General features: G+C 66.3%; 17 protein-coding genes. 11 read left to right on the top strand and 6 right to left on the bottom strand.

Annotated elements, in window-relative coordinates:
- Window positions 1–32: 32 nt before the first annotated feature.
- The gene (ppsR, locus tag GPA22_RS03480) at window positions 33–866 is read right to left on the bottom strand and encodes a posphoenolpyruvate synthetase regulatory kinase/phosphorylase PpsR (protein WP_169254711.1); all 834 of its coding nucleotides are present in this window, start codon (window positions 864–866) and stop codon (window positions 33–35) included.
- Window positions 867–976: 110 nt separating this feature from the next.
- On the opposite strand from ppsR, the gene ppsA reads away from it, so the two are divergent.
- Both ppsA and GPA22_RS03470 read left to right on the top strand, forming a co-directional pair.
- A complete protein-coding gene (gene ppsA, locus GPA22_RS03475) occupies window positions 977–3,346 on the top strand; it encodes a phosphoenolpyruvate synthase (protein ID WP_169254710.1) in 2,370 nt (789 codons plus the stop codon).
- A 220-nt stretch (window positions 3,347–3,566) separates the two neighbouring features.
- Window positions 3,567–3,950, top strand: coding sequence for a pyridoxamine 5'-phosphate oxidase family protein (locus GPA22_RS03470; protein WP_169254709.1), 384 nt, complete (start codon window positions 3,567–3,569; stop codon window positions 3,948–3,950).
- A gap of 63 nt (window positions 3,951–4,013) precedes the next feature.
- On the opposite strand, the gene GPA22_RS03465 is transcribed toward GPA22_RS03470, so the two are convergent.
- On the bottom strand, window positions 4,014–6,038 hold the full coding sequence (locus tag GPA22_RS03465; protein ID WP_169254708.1) for an NADPH-dependent 2,4-dienoyl-CoA reductase: 2,025 nt from the start codon (window positions 6,036–6,038) through the stop codon (window positions 4,014–4,016).
- 336 nt (window positions 6,039–6,374) lie between these two features.
- Here GPA22_RS03465 and GPA22_RS03460 point away from each other — a divergent pair, with 336 nt between their 5' ends.
- The 3 genes from GPA22_RS03460 to GPA22_RS03450 are packed head-to-tail and all read left to right on the top strand — an operon-like array spanning window position 6,375 to window position 8,229.
- Window positions 6,375–7,364: a M23 family metallopeptidase gene (locus GPA22_RS03460; RefSeq protein ID WP_169254707.1), complete on the top strand. Its 990-nt coding sequence runs from the start codon at window positions 6,375–6,377 to the stop codon at window positions 7,362–7,364.
- 9 nt (window positions 7,365–7,373) lie between these two features.
- Complete coding sequence (locus tag GPA22_RS03455) at window positions 7,374–7,742, top strand: hypothetical protein (protein ID WP_169254706.1); 369 nt, start codon at window positions 7,374–7,376, stop codon at window positions 7,740–7,742.
- A 52-nt stretch (window positions 7,743–7,794) separates the two neighbouring features.
- Window positions 7,795–8,229: a bactofilin family protein gene (locus GPA22_RS03450; protein ID WP_169254705.1), complete on the top strand. Its 435-nt coding sequence runs from the start codon at window positions 7,795–7,797 to the stop codon at window positions 8,227–8,229.
- Here the strand turns inward: GPA22_RS03450 and GPA22_RS03445 are convergent.
- Genes GPA22_RS03445 through GPA22_RS03430 form a run of 4 tightly spaced genes read right to left on the bottom strand, consistent with a single transcriptional unit; the run spans window position 8,226 to window position 12,553 of the window.
- Complete coding sequence (locus GPA22_RS03445; RefSeq protein WP_169254704.1) at window positions 8,226–8,975, bottom strand: phosphatase PAP2 family protein; 750 nt, start codon at window positions 8,973–8,975, stop codon at window positions 8,226–8,228. The genes GPA22_RS03450 and GPA22_RS03445 overlap by 4 nt on opposite strands.
- A gap of 40 nt (window positions 8,976–9,015) precedes the next feature.
- The gene (locus tag GPA22_RS03440; RefSeq protein WP_169254703.1) at window positions 9,016–10,584 is read right to left on the bottom strand and encodes an ArnT family glycosyltransferase; all 1,569 of its coding nucleotides are present in this window, start codon (window positions 10,582–10,584) and stop codon (window positions 9,016–9,018) included.
- A complete protein-coding gene (locus GPA22_RS03435) occupies window positions 10,581–11,627 on the bottom strand; it encodes a glycosyltransferase family 2 protein (RefSeq protein ID WP_169254702.1) in 1,047 nt (348 codons plus the stop codon). Before GPA22_RS03435 ends, GPA22_RS03440 begins: the two co-directional genes overlap by 4 nt.
- Window positions 11,628–11,632: 5 nt before the next feature.
- The gene (locus tag GPA22_RS03430) at window positions 11,633–12,553 is read right to left on the bottom strand and encodes a lysylphosphatidylglycerol synthase domain-containing protein (protein WP_169254701.1); all 921 of its coding nucleotides are present in this window, start codon (window positions 12,551–12,553) and stop codon (window positions 11,633–11,635) included.
- A gap of 309 nt (window positions 12,554–12,862) precedes the next feature.
- Between GPA22_RS03430 and purL the strand changes: the two genes are divergently transcribed.
- The 6 genes from purL to GPA22_RS03400 all read left to right on the top strand — a co-directional run bounded on the left by purL (window position 12,863) and on the right by GPA22_RS03400 (window position 21,750).
- Complete coding sequence (gene purL / locus GPA22_RS03425) at window positions 12,863–16,795, top strand: phosphoribosylformylglycinamidine synthase (RefSeq protein WP_169254700.1); 3,933 nt, start codon at window positions 12,863–12,865, stop codon at window positions 16,793–16,795.
- 99 nt (window positions 16,796–16,894) lie between these two features.
- Window positions 16,895–17,320, top strand: a complete 426-nt coding sequence (locus GPA22_RS03420; protein WP_246264050.1) for a DUF2946 domain-containing protein — start codon at window positions 16,895–16,897, stop codon at window positions 17,318–17,320.
- A gap of 198 nt (window positions 17,321–17,518) precedes the next feature.
- A complete protein-coding gene (locus tag GPA22_RS03415) occupies window positions 17,519–17,974 on the top strand; it encodes a copper chaperone PCu(A)C (RefSeq protein ID WP_169254699.1) in 456 nt (151 codons plus the stop codon).
- Window positions 17,964–20,069, top strand: a complete 2,106-nt coding sequence (locus GPA22_RS03410) for a TonB-dependent receptor (protein ID WP_169254698.1) — start codon at window positions 17,964–17,966, stop codon at window positions 20,067–20,069. Before GPA22_RS03415 ends, GPA22_RS03410 begins: the two co-directional genes overlap by 11 nt.
- A gap of 32 nt (window positions 20,070–20,101) precedes the next feature.
- Entirely contained in the window at window positions 20,102–21,277 is a 1,176-nt protein-coding gene (locus tag GPA22_RS03405; protein ID WP_169254697.1) for an exo-alpha-sialidase, read from the top strand.
- Window positions 21,274–21,750, top strand: a complete 477-nt coding sequence (locus GPA22_RS03400; protein ID WP_169254696.1) for a TlpA family protein disulfide reductase — start codon at window positions 21,274–21,276, stop codon at window positions 21,748–21,750. Before GPA22_RS03405 ends, GPA22_RS03400 begins: the two co-directional genes overlap by 4 nt.
- Window positions 21,751–21,826 lie beyond the last annotated feature (76 nt).

The raw sequence follows: 21,826 nt of genomic DNA, 5'->3' as shown, positions 1-21,826 counted from the left end.
CCTGTTTGGGGGAGTTGCTGCGCCTGTGCAGCTCAGTAGGCGGGCCTATTGAGCCTGACGGCCTGCAGGATGGTAGCCGAAATCTCCTCGATCGATTTCGTCGTCGAGTCGAGCCACTGGATGTTCTCGCGGCGCATCAGCTTCTGCGCGGCCTCGATCTCGAAGCGGCAGTTGTCGATCGCTGCGTAGCGGCTGTTGGGACGACGCTCCTGACGGATCTGCGCAAGGCGCTCGGGCGAGATGGTCAGCCCGAACAGCTTGCCGCGGTGGCGATGCAGCTCGCCCGGCAGCTTGTTGCGCTCGAAATCCTCGGGAATCAAGGGGTAATTGGCCGCCTTCACGCCGAACTGCATCGCGAGGTAAAGGCTCGTGGGGGTCTTGCCCGAGCGCGACACACCGATGAGGATCACGTCGGCGTCGGCGAGCTCGCCGTCCGACGAGACGCCGTCGTCGTGCGACATCGCGAAGTTGATCGCCTCGATGCGCGCCTTGTAATCCTGGCTCTCGGCGATGCCGTGGAAGCGTCCGACCGTGTGCGTGGAGCGCTGGCCGAGTTCGGCCTCGAGCGGCACGATGAACTGCTCGAAGAGGTCGACGAACAGGGCGTCGGCATCGCGCAATCCGCTTTCCGGGTGCGGATTCACGAGGGTGCTGAAGACGATCGGACGAACGCCGTCGATCGCACGCGCCTCACGGATCAGGCGCGCCGCATCGAGTGCCTTGTCGAGATCATCGACGAAGGGGATGCGGACCTGACGCAGCCCCGACTTCGGGAACTGTGCGAGCAGGCTGTGGCCCAGTGTTTCGGCCGTGATGCCGGTGCCGTCGGAGATGAAAAATACGGTCCGGGAGGGATTCTCGCTCATGATTGGTGGCCGAAGATCGTTACATACGGGAAAACCTGCCGTGCGGCAGAGCAGCAAATTTCGTTAAAATTACATTTTGCTTTCTCCCCAACAAAACCGGAAGGCCATTCATGTCCCGTTATGTCATCCCCTTCACTGAACTGCGCATGTCGGACGTAGAGCAGGTCGGTGGCAAGAACGCCTCGCTTGGCGAAATGATCAGCCAGCTGCCCTCGAGTGTGCGGGTTCCTGGCGGTTTCGCGACCACTGCGCACGCGTTCCGCGAGTTCCTCGCCCACCAGGGGCTCGCTGAGAAGATCCGCGCGGCACTGGATGCGCTGGATGTGGATGACGTCGAAAAGCTGGCGAAGACCGGCGCACAGATCCGCCAGTGGGTCGTCGAAACCCCGTTCCCGGCCAAGCTGGAAGACGAGATTCGCGCAGCGTACAACGCACTGACCGCGGAAGGCGAGGGCAGTTTCGCGGTGCGCTCGTCGGCGACCGCGGAAGACCTCCCGGATGCCTCGTTCGCCGGCCAGCAGGAAACCTTCCTGAACATCCACGGCTACGAGAACATCCTGCATGCGATGAAGGAAGTGTTCGCGTCGCTGTACAACGACCGCGCCATCGCCTACCGCGTGCACAAGGGCTTCGCCCACGCCGACGTCGCGCTGTCGGCCGGCGTCCAGCGCATGGTGCGCTCGGATACCGGCGCCTCGGGCGTGATGTTCACGATCGACACCGAATCGGGCTTCGACCAGGTTGTCTTCATCACCGCTTCGTACGGCCTGGGCGAGACGGTCGTGCAGGGTGCGGTGAACCCGGACGAGTTCTACGTGCACAAGCCCACGCTCGAACTGGGCAAGCCGGCGGTGATCCGCCGCAACCTCGGCTCCAAGCTGATCAAGATGATCTTCGCCGACAAGAAGGAAGCCGGCAAGTCGGTGCGCACGGTCGACGTGCCCGAAGCCGATCGCGTGAAGTTCTCGCTGACGAACGAGGACGTGCTGGAACTCGCGCGCTACGCGGTGGTGATCGAGAAGCACTACGGCCGCCCGATGGACATCGAGTGGGGCAAAGACGGCCAGGACGGCAAGCTCTACATCCTGCAGGCGCGCCCCGAGACGGTGAAGAGCCAGACGGACGGTCTGGTGATGGAGAAGTATCGCCTCAAGCAGTACGGCAAGGCGCTGACGCACGGTCGCGCGATCGGCCAGAAGATCGGTGCGGGCACCGTGCGCATCGTCGCCGACGCGTCCGAGATGAGCCGCGTGCAGGCGGGCGACATCCTCGTCACTGACATGACCGACCCGAACTGGGAGCCGGTGATGAAGCGCGCCAGCGCGATCGTGACGAACCGCGGCGGCCGTACCTGCCACGCGGCGATCATCGCGCGCGAGCTGGGCATCCCGGCGATCGTGGGCTGCGGCAACGCGACCGACGTGCTCAACGAAGGCGACTCGGTGACCGTGTCCTGCGCCGAAGGCGACACCGGCTACGTCTATCGCGGCCGGCTCGACTTCGAAGTGACGACCACGGACATGGGCAACCTGCCCGAGATTCCGGTGAAGATCATGATGAACGTCGGCAACCCCGAGCTCGCCTTCGAGTTCGCGCAGATCCCGAACGGCGGCGTCGGCCTCGCACGTCTCGAGTTCGTCATCAACAACATGATCGGCATCCATCCGAAGGCGATCCTCGAACTCAACCAGGTGCCCGCCAGCCTGCGCGACGAGATCCTGCGCCGTTCGCGCGGCTACGCGACGCCGAAGCAGTTCTTCATCGAGAAGCTGGTCGAAGGCGTCGCCACGATCGCCGCGGCCTTCTATCCGAAGCCCGTCATCGTGCGCATGTCCGACTTCAAGTCGAACGAATATCGCAAGCTGCTCGGCGGCGAGATCTACGAGCCGGAAGAAGAGAACCCGATGCTGGGCTTCCGCGGCGCCTCGCGCTACATCGCCCACAGCTTCCGTGACTGCTTCGAGCTCGAATGCATCGCGATGAAGAAGGTGCGCAACGAACTGGGGCTCACCAACGTCCAGATCATGGTGCCCTTCGTGCGTAACGTCGAAGAGGCCGCAGGGGTCGTCGACCTTCTCGCTGCACACGGCCTCAAGCGTGGCACGAACGACCTCAAGCTCATCATGATGTGCGAGATCCCGTCGAATGCACTGCTCGCCGACCAGTTCCTCGAGCACTTCGACGGCTTCTCGATCGGTTCGAACGACCTCACGCAGCTCACGCTGGGCCTCGACCGCGATTCGGGCCTCGTCGCGCATGCGTTTGACGAGCGCGACCCGGCCGTCAAGCAGCTGCTGTCGTTGGCGATCAACTCGGCGAATCGCCTCGGAAAATATGTCGGGATCTGCGGCCAGGGGCCGTCGGATCACGCCGATTTCGCCGAGTGGCTGATGGACGAGGGCATCCAGACGATCTCGCTCAACCCCGACACGGTCGTCGACACCTGGCTCAAGCTCTCGGTGCACGCGGGCAACAAGTAATCGCACTCGCGACGGCTTGAGGAACGGCGGCTTCGGCCGCCGTTTTTTTTGCCTGTTCGCAACGAAGCCGGTTGACGCTCTTGAGTCGCATCAATTGCGACATGCTAATCACGGTCTATTATTTTTGAGCAAACAAAATTCGGGAAACGGTGGCCGAATCCAAAGGCCGTCTCGAGTGCGCAGTGAAGCGCATGGCAACGACAGACAGGAGATGCGAACAATGGGTGTGATCGAAGGCGCGGTGCGGGATCTTCTCGAGAAGACGGAGTTCGTGACGATCGTTACCGAAGGCCCTGACGGGGCACATGTGGTTGGAAACTGGGGCGAATACCTGCGGCGTCTCGGGATCGAGGGGGACAAGCTGGTCTTGCCGGCCGGGTACTATCGCAAGACGGAGGAAAACCTGAGAAGCAACCCGCGTATCCAGATCCTGGCCGCGTCGCGTTCGGTGGAGGGCAGTCACGGCCCGGGCCAGGGCTGCCTGCTGCATGGAACCGGATCGATCGTGACGGACAATGCATCGCTGGAGCGCGTCAAGGCATCGTTTCCGTGGGCGCGTGCAGTCCTGGTGATCAAGGTCGAGCGGGCCGAACTGCAGCTCTGAACGGCTGGCGCCGCGCGCGGCGCCAGCCTTCCTGAATTTGCGGTTCGGCGGCCGTTCGCGAACTCAGAGCGCCGCCGCGACTCGCGTTCCCTGATCGATGGCGCGCTTCGCGTCGAGTTCCGCCGCGACGTCCGCTCCGCCCACCAGCCGCACATCCATGCCGGCCGCCTGCAGCGGGGCGTGCAGATCGCGCAGCGGATCCTGGCCGGCACACACGACGATCGTATCGACCGGCAGAAGCTTCTGCTCGTCGCCGAGCCGCAGATGCAGGCCGGTGTCGTCGATCTTCTCGTAGCTGACGCCGGCCAGCATCTTCACGCCGCGGCGCCCGAGCAGCGTGCGCCGGATCCAGCCGGTGGTCTTCGCCAACCCCTCGCCGACCTTCGTCGGCTTGCGCTGCAGCAGCCACAGCTGGCGCTCGCGCACTTCCTCCATCGGCGGGCAGAGGCCGCCACGCGCGGCGTAGGTGGCATCGATTCCCCATTCGCGGCGGTAGTGTTCGACCGGATCCTCGGCGAGGTTGGCATGCGTGAGCAGTTCGCTGACGTCGAAGCCGATGCCGCCGGCGCCGATCACCGCGACCTTCTTGCCGACCGGCCTGCGCCCGGTGATCACGTCGATGTAGCTCGCGACCTTGGGGTGGTCGATGCCGGGAATATCCGGCGTGCGCGGCGTGATCCCCGTCGCGAGAAGTACGGTATCGAAACGGCCGACCAGTTCGTCGCTGCCGACGCGGTGGTTCAACTTCACCTCGACGCCGGCCTTTTCGAGGCGCCGGTCGAAGTAACGCAATGTTTCGGCAAATTCTTCCTTGCCAGGGATCCGTTTCGCGAGATTGAACTGGCCGCCGATCTGCGCGGCCGCATCGAACAGCGTCACCGCATGGCCGCGCTCCGCCGCCGTCGCGGCCGCCGCCATCCCCGCCGGACCGGCCCCGATCACTGCGACACGCTTCTTCGCAGTCGCGGGCGAGATCAGCAGCTCGGTCTCGCGGCAGGCGACCGGATTCACGAGACAGGAGCAGGGCTTCGCCTCGAAGATATGGTCGAGACAGGCTTGGTTGCACGCGATGCAGGTATTGATTTCGTCGCCGCGGCTCGTTGCGGCCTTGACGACGAAATCCGGATCCGCAAGGAAGGGCCGCGCCATCGAAACCATGTCGGCATCGCCTCGAGCGAGTACCTGCTCGGCGACCTCCGGGGTGTTGATCCGGTTCGAGGTGATCAGCGGAATGCTCACTTGGCCCTTCATCCGCCGCGTGACCCAGCTGAACGCCGCGCGCGGCACCATCGTGGCGATCGTCGGGATGCGCGCCTCGTGCCAGCCCACGCCGGTATTGATGAGCGTCGCACCAGCGGCTTCGATGGCCTTCGCCAGCGCGACGATTTCCTGCCACGGGGCGCCGCCATCGACGAGATCCAGCATCGAGATGCGGTAGATGATGATGAAGTCGGTGCCGACCCGTTCGCGCACGCGCCGGACGATCTCGACCGGGAAGCGATGGCGGTTCTCCATGCTGCCGCCCCAGCGGTCGGTACGCTGGTTGGTCTGCAGCACCGTGAATTCGTTGATCAGGTAGCCCTCGGAACCCATCACCTCGACACCGTCGTATCCCGCACGCCGGGCGAGGGCCGCGCAGCGGGCGTAATCCTCGATCGTGCGCTCGATGTCCTCCTCGGTCATTTCCCGCGGCGTCACCGGCGAGATGGGCGCCTTGAGCGCAGAGGGCGCGACCGAGCCGCGGTGATAGGCGTAGCGGCCCGTGTGCAGGATCTGCATGCAGATCCGTCCGCCTTCTGCATGCACCGCGTCGGCGATCAGGCGGTGCTGCGCGACTTCCTCGTCATTGGTCAGGGCGCTGGCACCGGGAAAGATCAGGCCTTCCGAGTTTGGCGAAATTCCGCCGGTCACGATCAACCCGACGCCGCCTTTGGCCCGTGCCGCATAGAACGCCGCAAGTTTCTGGAAGCCGTTGCCGGACTCTTCGAGTCCCGTATGCATCGAGCCCATCAGCACGCGATTCTTCAAGGTGCAAAAGCCGAGCTCGAGAGGCTGGAGCAGATTCGGATAAGGGTGTGCGGCGGTCATTCAGGTCTCCTCGGGTGTCCGTCTCATCGGCCCGGAACGTACGGTTCCGTATTGTGCCTTCCGGGCGATGATAGTGCCTTGCGTGGCTGCGGAACAGAGGGGGCCGACGCCGGTTCCGGTGTGATCCGGCTACCGGTCATGCGCGCTCCGGCAGCGATCCGGGCGGCCCCGCGGAGCGCCAACCTTGACGCATCGTCTTGATTTGGTGATAGAATTCGCCGCCCTTGATCCGGCCTTCGGAACTTGTACAAATGGACCCGACCCGGATCCATTTTCGCCCACCGTGCAGAGCTTCACGCGCGGTGTCTGGACAATGTCTCAGCTTGGAGGAGGCGGATGGCTTTTGTCATTCTTTCCGCCGGAACGCTCACCCAGTCGAAAGTGCGTACGATCAGTGCACGCGCGTTTCTGGCTGGCGCGGGCCTTGCCGTTCTGACTGCGCTCGGCGGCGGATTCGCCCTGGGCTACCTTCTCAAGACGCCCGAGAGAGCAGCCTCGATCTCTTCGAACGGCGTTTCGGATTCTGCACAAACTCCCGAAGCACGCCTCCTGATCGATCGTTTCGGCGAACTGACCGGTCGCATGGTGCAACTCGAAGCCGAAGCGAAGGGCCTTGCCACGCGCATCGGCGTTCTCCGGGACTTCGGAGCCCGTCTCAACGAGAGCGCGGACGCCGAGAGCAAGTCCGGGCGCGTTCCGAAGACCCCGCCGGCGTCGTCGGGCGGTCCGCTCCTCAGCCCGACGACGGCGTTCTCGCCGCGGATCGCCGACCCGGTGGCGATGCTGGCGCACTCGCCGCTGGACGCCGGCGGTGATGACAGCGCTTCGCTTTCGGATGAACTCGCCCGCATGGAGCGCGATATCGAGCGGGTGAGCGAAACCTTCGCCCATCTCGACAACCTCGCAACCTCGTTCAGCCTTGCGCAGATGGCCTTCCCCGGCCGCGCGCCTGTTGCCGAGGTGGAGGTGAACTCGAATTTCGGAAACCGGGTGGACCCGTTCGGCAGCCGCCTCGCGTTTCACAGCGGCGTGGATTATCCCGCCCCGCGCGGCACCACGATCGTTGCGAGCGGCGGCGGGCGCGTGACCTACGCCGGCCATCGCGTCGAATACGGCAAGACCGTGGAAATCGATCATGGCGGCGGTCTCGTGACGCGCTACGCCCATGCCTCCAGGTTGGTCGTGGTGCCCGGCCAGATCGTCATCCCGGGTCAGAAGATTGCCGAGGTCGGCTCGACCGGGCGCTCGACCGGTTCCCATCTGCACTTCGAGGTCATCAAGGACGGTCTGGTCGTCGACCCCGCGTATTACCTGGCGCGCTTCTGAGTGCCGCCGATGAAGCAGTCGCCGCATTCGCCGAATCACGACCTGACCCGGAAGGAATACGTACTGAGCCCGAGCACGCGAGGTTTCGGGCGGGTGGCATTCTTCCTGGGAATGCTCGTTGCGGTCCTGCTGCTGGCCGTGGTCGGATTCCGCTTTTTCGAGAACCATCTCGCGCCTGCATCGTTCCTGTCGGACGTGCGCGCCGAGAATGTCGAACTCAAGAAGGAAGTAACCAGGCTTCGCTTCGAACTCGAAGTCGAACTGGCCACGCGGAACGAACTGGAGCGCCAGGTCGCCACGCTCAACGAGCAGCTGAAGCAGGTAGGCGACGAGCTCGCATTCCTGAAAGCGGCGGGTGCGCGCGGCCCGACGAAGTGATTCGGCGCGTCGGGGCCGTAAAAACAAGAACTGCAATCAGGGAGCAACACCAATGCTGGGACGCAAGCGCAAGCGCAAGCGCACGATAGAGATGACCAAGCTTTCCAGCCTGGTTGCCGACAACCTCGAGATTGTCGGCGATGTGCTGTTCTCTGCCGGACTCAGGGTCGATGGCCGCATCCAGGGGAACGTCATCAACCAGGACGGCGAACGCAGCCTGCTCGTGCTGAGCGAGAAGGGGTCGATCAACGGGCGCGTGCGCGCCTACGATGCCGTGATCAATGGCGTCATCACCGGCGACCTCGAAGTCGAACATTTCCTCGAACTGCAGTCGAACGCGCGGATATCCGGCAACATCGTGTATCGGCAGCTGCAGATGGAATGCGGTGCGGTCGTCGATGGCAAGCTTGAAAAGCTCGGCGACGAGGTACCGGCCGCCAACGTCATCGAACTGGCGAGTCCGGCTGCGGCAGCCGGGGGGCGCTAGGCGCCGGCCTCCGTCTCGCCCTGCAGCCAGCGCAGGCGCCGGAAGAGCGCCCACGCTGCCCATGCGGCGAACCACGTCACGTAGAAGCTGAAGACGACGTCGCTCAGGAAATGTCCTCCCTGCGCGATTCGTCCCATACCGAAGATCGCCCCGACCGCCAGACCGATGAGCGTCCAGCGCCGCCGCGCTGCCGCCCCACCAAGGAAGCCGAGGCTCACGAGGTAGAAACCGGCCGAGGCGTGTCCGCTGACGAACGAGCAGTTGCTGTCGCATTGGTCCGATGGCCGCATCGCGGGCGTGAAGGTCTTGGTGCCGCCGAATTCGGCAACCTTGACGGGGCGCGCGCGGCCCCAGTAGTCCTTGAGCGCGACGTCGACCAGCAGCCCCGGCCCCAGGAGCAGCGCGGCAATCAGATAGGCAACCTGGATGCGCCGCTTGCGGCCGGTCGCGCCACGCTGGAACGAGTACGCAAACAGGGCGATGAAGAGGCCGATGACCGTCGCCCTCGACATGAGCGGAATGCCGCGATACAGCGACTGGACAAAGGGATTGTGATCGCCGGAAAAACCGTGCAAGGGGTCGTAGAACGCCCCCGACACGGCGAGATCGATCTGCGGGAAGACCGTGAATAGCGCCGCACACGCCAGCACTGTCACGACCATCCAGAGCGTCAGCCTGCTCGAACGCTTCCCGCCCTCGGGCTGCCCGGCAGCCGAACGGTCAAGGGGAGGGCGGGTTTCATGCATGCGATATTTCCATCAGCGATGCCGTGGGCCGCGGTTGGCCTCAGTTGGCCTCGCTCTCGGCCGATTTGCGGACCAGCGCGACTCCGCCTTTCCGGTAGAGGACGTCCACGCCGCTGGCCGGAAGGCGATCGGCGCGGGTGATCGCCAGCTCTCCCGCCTCGGGCGCACGACCGGGCGTCACGGCTTGCCGATAGACACTGAAGCTCGGCGCGTAGTAGCGCCAGGCGACGACCGGCTCGCCCATCTTGCGGGCCAGCAGTCCGGCCTCCTTGACGGGCCCCTGCAGCACTGCCCCGGCCCAGGGAACGACGACTCCGGCCAGAACAACGACCTGGATGGCCGCGGCGGCACCGACTTTCATCCACGCCGCGGCATTCCAGCGCGCGGCGAGCCACAGCCACACGAACAGGCCGCCGATCGTGATCAGGTAATACTCGGGCGTGGCCGCCGCGAGTCCGAGCTGGAGGAGGGCACGGTAGTACGCACTGCCGGCGTCGCTCGCGGAGAGGGCGTTGAAGATCAGCGGCAGCAACGGGAATACGGCCAGGAACAGGGTCGGCGCGGCCAGGTGCAGCGCGGTGCGCCGCAATTCGTTGCGGTGGACGGCAATCAGGAGGAACAGCGGCGTCGATCCGTACAGCACGTAGTGCGGGAGCTTGGTGCCGGAGACCGAGAAGAACGCGACGACGAAGATCGCCCAGATCCAGAGGAAACGACGCACGCCGGTCGCCACATCGCCCCGCACCTGACGGACGGATGCGAGCAGGGGGCCCGTCCACGGCAGGAGCAGCAGCGGCACCGCGATCACGTAATAGAAGAGGCTGCCGGCATGCCCTTCGAGCGTGCCCGTGAAGCGCTCCACGTTGTGCTTGAGGATGAAGCCGTCGATGAAAAGCTGGCCATGAATCGCCAGCGCAGCCGCGTACCACGGAACGACGATCAGGGCGAGGATCACCAGCCCCGCCGGGTCGAACACGGCGCGCGCCCAGCGTTTCCATTCCCCCCGGCTCGCGCAGTAGAGCAGGCTGACGGTTCCCGGCACGATCAGCGCGATCGGCCCCTTGGTAAGCGCGCCGAGGCCGATCCAGACGAAGCTGCGCAGGAGCGGCGCACGGCGGCCTGATTCGAGATGGCGCCACGCGTCGAAGAGCGCCAGCGCCAGAAGCAGGTTCAGCAGGGCGTCAGCGGTTGCGGCACGGCCGATCGCGAACGGCCCCAGCGCGGTCGATGCCACGGCGAGCGCGGCAAGCGCGGTGCTGGAGCCAAAGCGCTCGCGCGCGAAATGCCAGGTCGCGTAGCTCCAGAGCACCCCGGCGACGGCCGAGGGCAGGCGGAACCCCCACTCCGTCGCGCCGAACAGGAGATAGCCCAGCGCCTGCAGCCAGTAGACCAGGATCGGCTTGTCGAACCGGTGTTCGCCGTTCAGGTAGGTCGACAGGAAATCGCCGCGTTCGAACATCTCCCGCGTCGCCTCGGAGAACGCGCCTTCGTCCACGTCGAAAAGGGGCGCGCCGCCGAGCCGCAGGAAGAACGCCACCAGCGGGAGCAGGAAGATTGCGATGACCTGCCACGAACGCGGCTGCGGCAGGGGCGCTACGGAATCGCTCATCGGGCCTCGTTCCGGTGCCACCCGTCGGAGTCGTCGAGCGCCCCCGCCGGACGCGCCAGATAGGCACGCGAGGATCCCGATTCGTAATACACACGCGCCAGCAGTTCGGCGAGCACGCCGGAGGTGACCATCTGGACGCCTGCAATGACGAGGAAGAATCCGCCGAAGAGCAACGGGCGTGTGCCGATGTCGTCGCCGTGGAACACCTTCAGCGCGAGCAGGTAGGCGAGGATCACGCTGCCGAGCGCGCCCAGCCCGATACCGATGCCGCCGAAGAAGTGCCCGGGGCGGGTGCGGTAGCGCATGAAGAAGTAAACGAAGACGAGATCGAGGACCACGCGGAAAGTGCGCGAGATTCCATATTTCGACTGCCCGAAGACGCGCGCGTGGTGCGTGACCACTTCCTGGGCGATGCGGCGCGGCGTCGTCACCGTCGCCAGCCAGGCCGGGATGAAGCGGTGCATCTCGCCGTAAAGGCGGACGCTCTTGATCGCGCTCGCGCGGAAAACCTTGAGGCTGCAGCCGTAGTCCTTGAGGTGCACACCGGTCATGCGCGCGATCAGGCGGTTCGCGATACGCGACGGTACCTTGCGCAGCAGCAGGCCGTCCTGCCGGTCCTTGCGCCATCCCGCGACGAGGTCCAGGTCTTCGGTCAGCAGACGGTTGACCATGCGCGGGATGTCGATCGGATCGTTCTGCAGGTCGCCGTCCATCGTGACGATGACGCTGCCGCGCGCCGCATCCAGGCCCGCCTGCATCGCGGCGGTCTGCTTGAAGTTGCGCATCAATTCCACGATGCGCACGTGCGGACCGTACTTTCCGGCGCAGCGGGCCAGTTCGGCAGGCGTCGAGTCGGAGCTGCCGTCGTCGACGAGCACGACCTCCCACGGCCACGGGTAGGGGCCGAGCGCAAGATGCACGCGCTCCAGAAGCGGCTCGACGTTTTCCGCTTCGTTGTACATCGGCACGACGACGGAAAGGGTATGTTCGGGCATGTCCGCAGGAATCTGCGGTTCGGCCGGCGGCAAGGGCGATTTGTTCATTCGAATCAGTTTCTTCCGGAAAGAGGCGAGCGATCTGCGGGTGTGGCAGCCGGCGGGGCCGGCATGAGCCAGCCCAGGGCGCCGGACACCACAGCGCACGCGATAACGAAAAGGTGAAGGGCGAGGGCGGCCTGGAGGGCGCTCGCAAAGACGACGCCGTGAGGCAGCATGGCCGCTGCAGCGCCCGCTTCATAGGTGCCAAAGCCGGCGACCCCCTGGACCGGAAGGATCGCGGCGAGTTCCGCGCCGAGCGCGCCGGCGGCTCCGACGGCAGCGGCGCTCGGGAGAAGGGCGGCGAGGAGCCAGGCTTGGGTCGCGAGCTTCACGGACCAGTTTGCGAGCGTCCACAGCCAGCCGAAGCGGGCATGTCGCGTCGACTCGGCGAAGGCGTCGCGCAGCTTGGCGAGTTTCGCGGCGGTGCCGCCACGCTCGGCCCACGCATGCGGCGCTCGTGCCCAGCGCGGCAGGTACCACGCGAACGCAAGCAACGCGAGAACGCCCGCGACCCGCAACGCCAGCGGAAGGCCCGGCCAGACGGCCGCGGCAAGCACGGCGACCACCAGCGCATCCTGCAGGCGAAACCAGAACAGCGACGCCACGGCCCGGCCCAGCGGCGTGCCGAAATTACGTCCAAGCAGGATCGGGAACGCCGCCTCACCGCCCCTGAAGGGCACGACGTTCACCATTGCATTGTGAATCAGGACGATGCGCAGACAGGCGCCAAACCGTCCCTGGGCGTCGCGACGGAACTCGTCGTAGACGCGGCCCGCACGAAGGAGGTAGCTCACGCCGAAACCGATGACACCGGCAGCCAGCGCGGGAGCGCTCAAGCGCCCGAACGCGTCGACCAGGCCGACCCATCGCGCATCGCTCACGAACCACGCGAGCAGTGCCAGGCTTGCGGCGATCGCCAGCAACCGCTTCACGCGCGCACCTCGGGGTTGCTCCCGCCCGACGCCGGGGCGAGGCCGATCCGGCAGAGGCTTTCGCGCGAGCAAGGGGACGAAGACGCGGGGATCATCAGGCGGCGTTGGACAAAAACGTGCAATTCTACCTGATCTCGGCACACGCTCCCTGAACTGAACGACGCGCGAGGCTTTTGCCGGCGCACGCCGTCGCCCCGTGCCGCACACGGAAACTACCAGCGGGAGCGGGCGCGGCCCTCGGGTATAATTCCCGTTTTTCCGTACGCCGGACTTCGTTCGCGTCCTTCCTTACCCTTCGTACCGACTCAAATGGCCGAAATCATCAAGCTGCGCGGCGCTGCGGCGCTCTCTTCATCCCGTCTGGAGCGGCTCTCGCGTACCGTTGCCGACGCGCTGCCCAAACTGAAGGGGCTCGCAGCCGAGCACTGGTATTTCATCGAGATCAAGGCGCCACTGACCGGGATGGAACTGGAGCGCCTGGTCGATCTGCTCGGTGCCGTGCCGACCACCCCGCAAGCCCCGGCGGGCACATTGCTTGTCGTGGTGCCGCGGCTGGGGACGATCTCTCCGTGGTCCTCGAAGGCCACGGACATCGCGCACCAGTGCGGTTTCGACAAGGTCGTGCGCATCGAGCGCGGCGTTGCCTATTCCCTCGAGGTCCGCGGCGGTCTGGACGATCGCCAGTTTGCCGCCGTCCTGCCGGCGTTGCACGACCGCATGACGGAATCGGTGCTGCAGAGCGTCGATGCCGCCGAAGCGCTCTTCCATCACTACGAGCCGAAACCGCTGACGAGCGTCGATATCCTCAGCGGCGGGCGTGAGGCGCTCATTGCCGCAAACGGCGAACTGGGCCTCGCACTGTCGGACGACGAGATCGACTACCTCGTCGACAACTTCACGCGCATGCGGCGCAATCCGACCGACGTCGAACTGATGATGTTCGCGCAGGCCAACTCGGAGCATTGCCGCCACAAGATCTTCAACGCGGACTGGGTCATCGATGCGCGCACGATGGACAAGACCCTGTTCGGCATGATCCGCGAGACCCACAAGGCCCATCCCGAAGGCACGGTCGTCGCCTACTCGGACAACGCCTCGGTCATCGAGGGCACCGTCGTCGACCGCTTTTACGCCGACCCGGACGGGCAGTGGCGCTTCCGCGAGGAGGAAACCCACATCCTCGCGAAGGTCGAGACGCACAACCACCCGACGGCGATTTCCCCGTTCCCCGGCGCAGCGACCGGCGCGGGTGGCGAGATCCGAGACGAAGGGGCAACCGGCCGCGGCTCGAAGCCGAAGGCCGGCCTCGCCGGTTTTTCGGTGTCGAACCTCAACATTCCCGAATTCACGCAGCCGTGGGAAAAACCCTACGGCAAGCCGGAACGCATCGCATCCGCACTCGACATCATGATCGAGGGCCCGATCGGCGGCGCGGCGTTCAACAACGAGTTCGGCCGGCCGAACCTCGCCGGCTATTTCCGCGCCTTCGAGCAGGAAGTGCAGAACGAGGTGCGCGGCTATCACAAGCCGATCATGATCGCCGGCGGCGTCGGCAGCATCCAGGCGCAACAGTCGCTCAAGATCCAGTTCGCCCCCGGCACGCTGCTGATCCAGCTGGGCGGCCCGGGCATGCTGATCGGCCTCGGCGGCGGCGCCGCGTCGAGCATGACGACCGGCACGAACACCGCGGACCTCGACTTCGCGTCGGTGCAGCGCGGCAACCCGGAGATCCAGCGCCGTTGCCAGGAAGTGATCGACGCGTGCTGGCAGCGCGGCGCGGCCAACCCGATCCTGTCGATCCACGACGTCGGCGCGGGCGGCCTGTCGAACGCGATGCCGGAACTCGCCGATTCGGCCAGCCTCGGCGCACATTTCGAGCTCCGCGAGGTGCACATCGAGGAGCCGGGCATGAGCCCGCGCGAGATCTGGAGCAACGAATCGCAGGAACGTTACGTCCTCGCGATCGCGCCGGAAAGCCTCGCCGAATTCCGTGCCATCTGCGAGCGCGAGCGCTGCCCGTTTGCCGTGCTCGGCACCGCCACGGCCGACGGCCACCTCACCGTGAGCGACCGCCACTTCGACAACAAACCGGTCGACATGGAGATGCAGGTCCTGCTCGGCAAGCCGCCGAAGATGACGCGCAACGTGTCGCGCCGCACCGTGCATGTGCCGCCCTTCGACGTCACCGACGTGGACCTCAAGGAAGCGTGCCTGCGCGTGCTGCGCCTGCCGACGGTGGCCTCCAAGAACTTCCTCATCACGATCGGCGACCGCTCGGTCGGCGGCATGACCGCGCGCGACCAGATGATCGGCCCCTGGCAGGTGCCGGTGGCCGACGTCGCGGTCACCGCGATGAGCTTCCACGGCTACAAGGGCGAGGCCTTCGCGATGGGCGAGCGCACGCCGGTCGCCTGCCTCGACGCCGTGGCGTCCGGCCGCATGGCGGTGGGCGAGGCGATCACCAACATCGCTGCGGCAGACATCGCCAATCTCGGCAAGGTGAAGCTGTCCGCCAACTGGATGGCTGCCGCGGGCCATCGCGGCGAGGATGCGAAGCTCTACGACACCGTGAGCGCCGTGTCGCAGTTCTGCCAGGCGGCGGGGCTGTCGATCCCGGTCGGCAAGGACTCGCTGTCGATGAAGACCGCGTGGCAGGATGAAGGCGAGGACCGCCAGGTCGTGGCGCCGCTGTCGCTCATCGTCACGTCCTTTGCGCCGGTCGAGGACATCCGCCGCACGCTCACGCCGCAGCTGCAGTTCCCCGAGGGCGTAGACACCGAACTGATGCTGGTCGACCTCGGCAACGACCGCAATCGCCTCGGCGGGTCGGCGCTGGCGCAGGTGTTCGGCTCGGTCGGCGAGCACGCGCCGGACGTCGATGCGGCGCAGTTGGCCGCCTTCTTCAAACTGATCCAGCAATTCCGCCAGGACGGCCTGCTGCTGGCCTACCATGACCGCAGCGACGGCGGCCTGTTCGCGACGCTGTGCGAGATGGCCTTCGCGTCGAAGTGCGGCCTGTCGGTCGTGCTCGACACCGTCTGCTACGACCAGTACATGAACGACGTCGATGGCCTCGACAAGAAGCCCGACACGATCAAGGGCCGACTCAACGACCGCCTGTTCGGCGGCCTGTTCGCCGAGGAGCTGGGCGCGGTGATCCAGATCCGCCGCGACGACCGCGCCCGCATTACGGCGCCGCTGCGCGAGGCCGGGCTGACCTATCACTTCCTCGGCGAGCCGAACGAGCGCGACGAGATCCGCCTGTGGCGCAATGCCAAGCTGGTGTTCAACGCCCGGCGCGCCGAGCTGCTGCAGACCTGGTCGGAGACCAGCTATCGCATCGCCCGCCTGCGCGACGATGCCGACTGCGCGCGCGAGGAATTCGAAGCGCTGGCCGACGATTCGAACCCCGGCCTGAGCGTCGTCACGACCTTCAATCCGGCCGAGGACATCGTCGCCCCGATGATCGCGGCCGGTGCGCGGCCGAAGATCGCGATCCTGCGCGAGCAGGGCGTGAACTCGCAGGCCGAGATGGCGGCCGCGTTCGAACGTGCGGGCTTTGCGCCGTTCGACGTGCATATGTCCGACCTGCAGGCCGGCCGTCATCAGCTGTCCGACTTCCACGGCCTCGCAGCCTGCGGCGGTTTCTCGTACGGCGACGTCCTCGGCGCAGGGCAGGGCTGGGCCAAGTCGATCCTGTTCAACCCGGCGCTGCGCGAGCAGTTCGAAGCCTTCTTCGGCCGCAGCGAGACCTTCGCGCTGGGCGTGTGCAACGGCTGCCAGATGATGGCGAACCTCGCCGCGATCATTCCCGGTGCCGACCACTGGCCGACTTTCCATCGCAACCGCAGCGAGCAGTTCGAGGCGCGCTTCGTGATGGCGGAGATCCCCGAGAGCCCGTCGATCCTCTTCGCGGGCATGACGGGCAGCCGCATGCCCATCGTCGTCAGCCACGGCGAGGGCAGGGCGGTGTTCGCGAAGGACACGGATCATGGCAAGGTGCTCACCGCCGTGCGCTACGTCGACAACCACGGCAAACCGGCCGCGAGCTACCCGTTCAACCCGAACGGCTCGCCCGACGGCCTCGCCGGCGTGACCACGGCGGACGGTCGCTTCACGATCATGATGCCACACCCGGAGCGCACCGCCCGCACGGTCCAGATGAGCTGGCATCCTGCGACGCTCGGCGAGGATTCGCCGTGGATGCGGATGTTCCGCAACGCACGTCGCTGGCTCGGCTGACCGCCGTCATGCAGGGGCTGCCGGCACGCGGAACGGATGGCGGCCGGCTTTCCGTTCTGCTTGACTGCAGTCAAGGGAATCCGGAGCCTCGTGGCTAGAATGCTCGTGTCACGAGGCCTCCATCCGCCCATGCACTTCAAGCGCTCGACTCGCACCCTGACGGCATGGATCGCGCTGTTTGCGATCCTGCTCGGCGCCGTCATGCCCGCGATGAGCCACGCGCTGTCACGGCTCTCGGGCGCCGAAACGCGCTGGATCGAAGTGTGTACCGTCGCCGGCACCAAGCTGGTAGCGGTCGACGGCTCGGCCGCTGACAACAAGGGCGGCAACCCCGACCTGCATCCCGTCGAGCGCTGCGCCTTCTGTGCAACCCATGGCGGGACGCCTGCGCTGCCAGCGCCGCAGGTGATGCCCTTCGCGCTGCAGGCCAGCGCCGACGAATTTCCGCAGCTTTACTTCCACGCGCCGCGCCCGCTGTTCGCGTGGCTCAAGTCGCCTCCCCGCGCACCGCCACTCCTCGCCTGAGCACCTTCGCCCCGACCCGCCCGCCCCGTACAGGAACGGCGCGGTTCCTCGCGGGGCGGAATCCCGATCGTTCATCAGCTACGTTTACGGCGCATCGATCCCGGTAGCGGATCGTCGCTGTATTGCCATTCGTCCCGCGCCGGCGCCGACCTGTCACGCGCCTGCCCGGCGAATTGCCAGATATGCAGGAGTGGAAACATGAAATCATCTATTGCAGCAGCCCTGTCCCTGTTGGCCCTCACGCTGCCCGCGCACGCGGACGTCAAGGTCGAGGCCCCGTGGGTGCGGGCGACCGTACCGAACCAGAAAGTGACCGGTGCCTTCATGCGGCTCACGTCGTCGCGGGACGCAAAACTCGTCGCCGCCGGTTCGCCGGTCGCCGGAACCGTCCAGATCCACGAGATGGCGATGGACAAGGACGTCATGAAGATGCGTCCGACCGCAGGGATCGCGCTGCCCGCCGGCCAGACCGTGGAACTCAAGCCGGGGGCGCACCACATGATGCTGCTGGATCTGCGCAAGCCGCTGCAGCCGGGCGATGGCGTGCCGCTGGTGTTGACCGTGGAAGGGCGCGACGGCAAGCGCGAGACCCTCGAGGTCACGGCCGCGGTTCGGCCACTGGGCACGATCGGAGACGCCGTCCATGCACGCTGAACGCATCCGCAGCCTCGTGGCCGTGACCTGCGCCTGCGCAGTCGGCGGCGCTTGGGCCGCCGAAGCCGAATCCATCCTCGAACAGGTGACCGTCACGGGCACCCGGGAACAGGAGCGCCTCGTCGAAACGCCCGCTTCGGTCGGAGCGGTGAAGGCGGCGGAGATTGCGGCCGACAAGCCAGCACATCCGGCCCAGGTCATGAGCCAGATTCCGGGCGCGGCGGTCGCGGTGACCAACGGCGAAGGGCACACCACCGCGATCCGCCAACCCTTCACGACGAGCCCGGTGTACCTCTTCCTCGAGGACGGCATTCCTTCCCGTTCGCCGGGTTTCTTCAATCACAATGCGCTGTACGAGATCAACATTCCGCAGTCCGGCGGCATCGAGGTGAACCGCGGCCCGTCGTCGGCGCTGTATGGTTCCGAGGCGATCGGCGGCGTCGTGAACGTGCTGACACGGGTTCCACCGCGGAAAACGGAACTCGGCGGTTCCGTCGAGACGGGCGAACACGGCTGGCGCCGCACGCTCCTGAGTGGCGGCTCCGGCTACGAAAACGGCGGCTTCCGCGCCGACCTGAACCTCACCCGGACGGACGGCTGGCGCGACGACACCGCCTACGACCGCAAGAGCGGCACGCTGCGCTGGGATCATTTCATCGGCGACAGCACTTCGGTGAAAACCGTCCTCGGGTTCTCCGAGATCGACCAGGACACGGGCGCCAACTCGCCCCTCATCCGCGAGGACTACCGCCACGACCCCACGCGCAACTACCTGCCGATCGCTTTCCGCAAGGTCAGCGCGCTGCGGCTGTCGAGCAGCTTCGAGCACGAGACGGCCGACGCGCTGTTGTCGATCACGCCGTATGTGCGCGACAACAGCATGGACCTGCTGGCGAGTTTTGCGCTGCGTTTCGACCCGAGCCTGGCCGAGACGCAGAACCAGTCCTACGGCCTGATGGCGAAGTGGCGCCGGGATTTCGCGCCCATGCGTGCCCGCCTGATCGCGGGCATCGACCTGGACGTGAGCCCCGGATCGCGGCGCGAGAACCGGGTCGATGCGACGACGCGCGGAAGCGGTGCGCGCCAGGAATTCATCGCCTACACGCTGGGGCCGCGCATCTACGACTATGACGTCGAATATCGCGGCATCTCGCCCTATCTGCACGGGGAAATCTCCCCCACCGACAGGCTGCGCCTGACCGCAGGCCTGCGCTACGACGACATGCGCTACACCTTCCGCAACGACTTCGCCGCGGGCGTCGTCCGGGTGGGAAACAGCTTCTACGGGCAGGTCGGGGACACCACGGTGAGCTTTCAGCGCGCGACGCCCAAGGTCGGCGCAACGTACGCGCTGACGCCGGACACCCACCTGTTCGCATCGTACAACCAGGGCTTCCGCGCACCGTCCGAGTCCCAGCTGTTCCGCCCGTCGCGCGCGACGAGTCGCACATCTGCGCTGGCGCTTGCGCAGTCGGCGGTCGAACTGGAGGCTATTCGGGCCGAGCAGTTCGAGTTGGGCGTGCGCGGGGTGGTCGCGGGTGTGTCCTACGATCTGGTTGCGTATGACCTGACGAAGCGCGACGACATCGTGAGCCAGCGCGATCCCGAGACGACCCGGACGATCACGACCAATGCCGGCAGGACGCGGCACCGCGGGGTCGAACTGGGGCTCGGCGCGCCGCTGCATCGCACCGTCAGGTTCGACGTGTCGATGTCGTACGCCTGGCACGACTTCGAGGAGTGGAAAACCTCGCAGGGCGATTTCAGCGGGAGGGAGCAGGCGAGCGCGCCGCGCTTCGTGTCGAATACCCGCCTGACCTGGACGCCGGCGGGCACGGTTCGGGCGCAGCTCGAATGGCTGCGCATCGGCTCGTACTGGCTCGACGATGCGAACACCGTGAAGTACGGTGGCCACAACCTCTTCAACCTGCGGGGGAATTACGCCCTCAACCCGACCTGGTCGCTGTTCGGCAGCATCCATAACCTGACCGACAAGCGCTATGCCGAAAGCGCGCAGCTGTCGACGGGGAGCACGCCGGTCTATTCCCCGGGCCTGCCGCGTACGGTGATCGCCGGAGTGGAGGCGAAATGGTGAGTTCGACGCTATCAAACGCAACCCGGCGCGCGATGCTGGCCGTACTCGGGATCTTGCTCGTCGCCAGCGCAGGCGCGGCCGAAGCCCAACAGGCTCAGCACCAGCATGGCGGGGCAGCCGCCAAGGCTGCGCGCCCCGAGCTGGGGACGAGCGCGGCCTTCGCCCCCGATGGCACCCTGTACGCGGTGACGAAGGACGGCCAGCACGTTCTCCTTCATCGCAGCCCGGACGAGGGCCGCAGCTGGGAGGCGCCCGTCACCGTCAATGCGGATCCCGAACAGATCGCGGCCGAAGGCGAGAATCGCCCCAAGCTCGCCTTCGATGCGGACGGCGCGGCCTTGGTGTCGTGGACCAGGCCGCTGGCGAAGCGCTTCACCGGCGAGATCCGCTTCGCCCGCGCGGCCGATCGGCGCCACTTCACGGCGCCCCTTACCGCGCATCGCGACCGCCAGGAGATCACGCACCGCTTCGAGTCGCTCGCCGTGACCGGCGCCGGCAAGGTCGTGCTGGCGTGGATCGACAAGCGCGATCTCGAGCTCGCGCAGACGGCCAATCGCGAATACCGCGGCGCGGCGATCTACGCGGCCATCTCCGACGATGGCGGGCGCAGCTTCCGGCCGGAACAGAAGCTTGCCGATCACTCATGCGAATGCTGCCGCATCGCGATCACGGGCGACACCGACGGCCTCCCGCTGCTGATGTGGCGGCATGTCTTCGAACCCAACGAGCGCGACCATGCGCTGGTCAAGCTCGGTGCAGATGGCCGGCCCGGGGCGGTCACACGCGCGACATTCGACCGCTGGCGCATCGACGCCTGTCCTCACCATGGTCCATCGCTGGCCGTCGCTCCCGACGGCACTCGGCATGCGGTGTGGTTCAACGAAAAGGACGGGGAAGGGCGCGTCTTCTACGGCCGCCTGAAGGACGGTCGGGTGGAAGGGCAGCGCGCCCTCGGCGGCGAGCAGGCAGCCCATGCCGACATCGCGAGCGCGGGTCCGCGCGTGGGGATCGTCTGGAAGGAATTCGACGGCGAACGTACGCGGCTCCAGGCGGAGCTATCCGGAGACGGCGGCGCAAGCTTCAGCGCGCATACCCTCGCGGCGACCGGCGGCGCGTCGGATCAGCCGCGCGTGATTCGTCGTGGCGAGCGCTTGTTCGCCTTCTGGCGGACGGAGAACGAAGGCATGCAGGGGTACTGGCTCGAATGAAACCACTCAAAGTCATCGTCGCGACCCTGGCCTGTTGTGTCGCTGCCACGGTCGGCGCGACGGAATTCCAGGCGCTGGACCGGACAGCTGCCGCGCAGGTCGTCAATCCTTCGACTCACACCGTGCCGACCATCGTCGCGCTGTGGTCCTCGGAATGCGTTCACTGCAAGAAGAACCTGAAGCTGTTTGCCGAGATGGCCAAGGCCGACCGGAGGTTCAAGCTGGTCACGGTGGCCGTGGAGCCGCAGTTCGCCGGATTGGCCGAACCACTAGATCGTCTTGCCGTGCCGGGGCAGCGATTCGCATACGGGCCGGAATCGCCCGAAGCGCTCGGGTATGCGCTTGACCCGAAGTGGCGGGGCGAGCTGCCGCGAACCTACTTCTTCGATGGAAAGGGCGGCAAGACTGCCCTGTCGGGAGTGGTCGCCGAGGCGACCGCGCGCAGCTCGCTCGGCCTGCAGTCGCCCCCCTGAGGCATCGGCAGCCGCGCAGCAAAAAGGGCGGCCGAAGCCGCCCTTTCCTGACCCCAGGCTGCCGCACTCGCCGCAG

This window comes from Aromatoleum toluvorans (assembly GCF_012910905.1).
Lineage (GTDB): Bacteria > Pseudomonadota > Gammaproteobacteria > Burkholderiales > Rhodocyclaceae > Aromatoleum > Aromatoleum toluvorans.
This window is presented reverse-complemented; position numbering and strand designations above follow the sequence as displayed.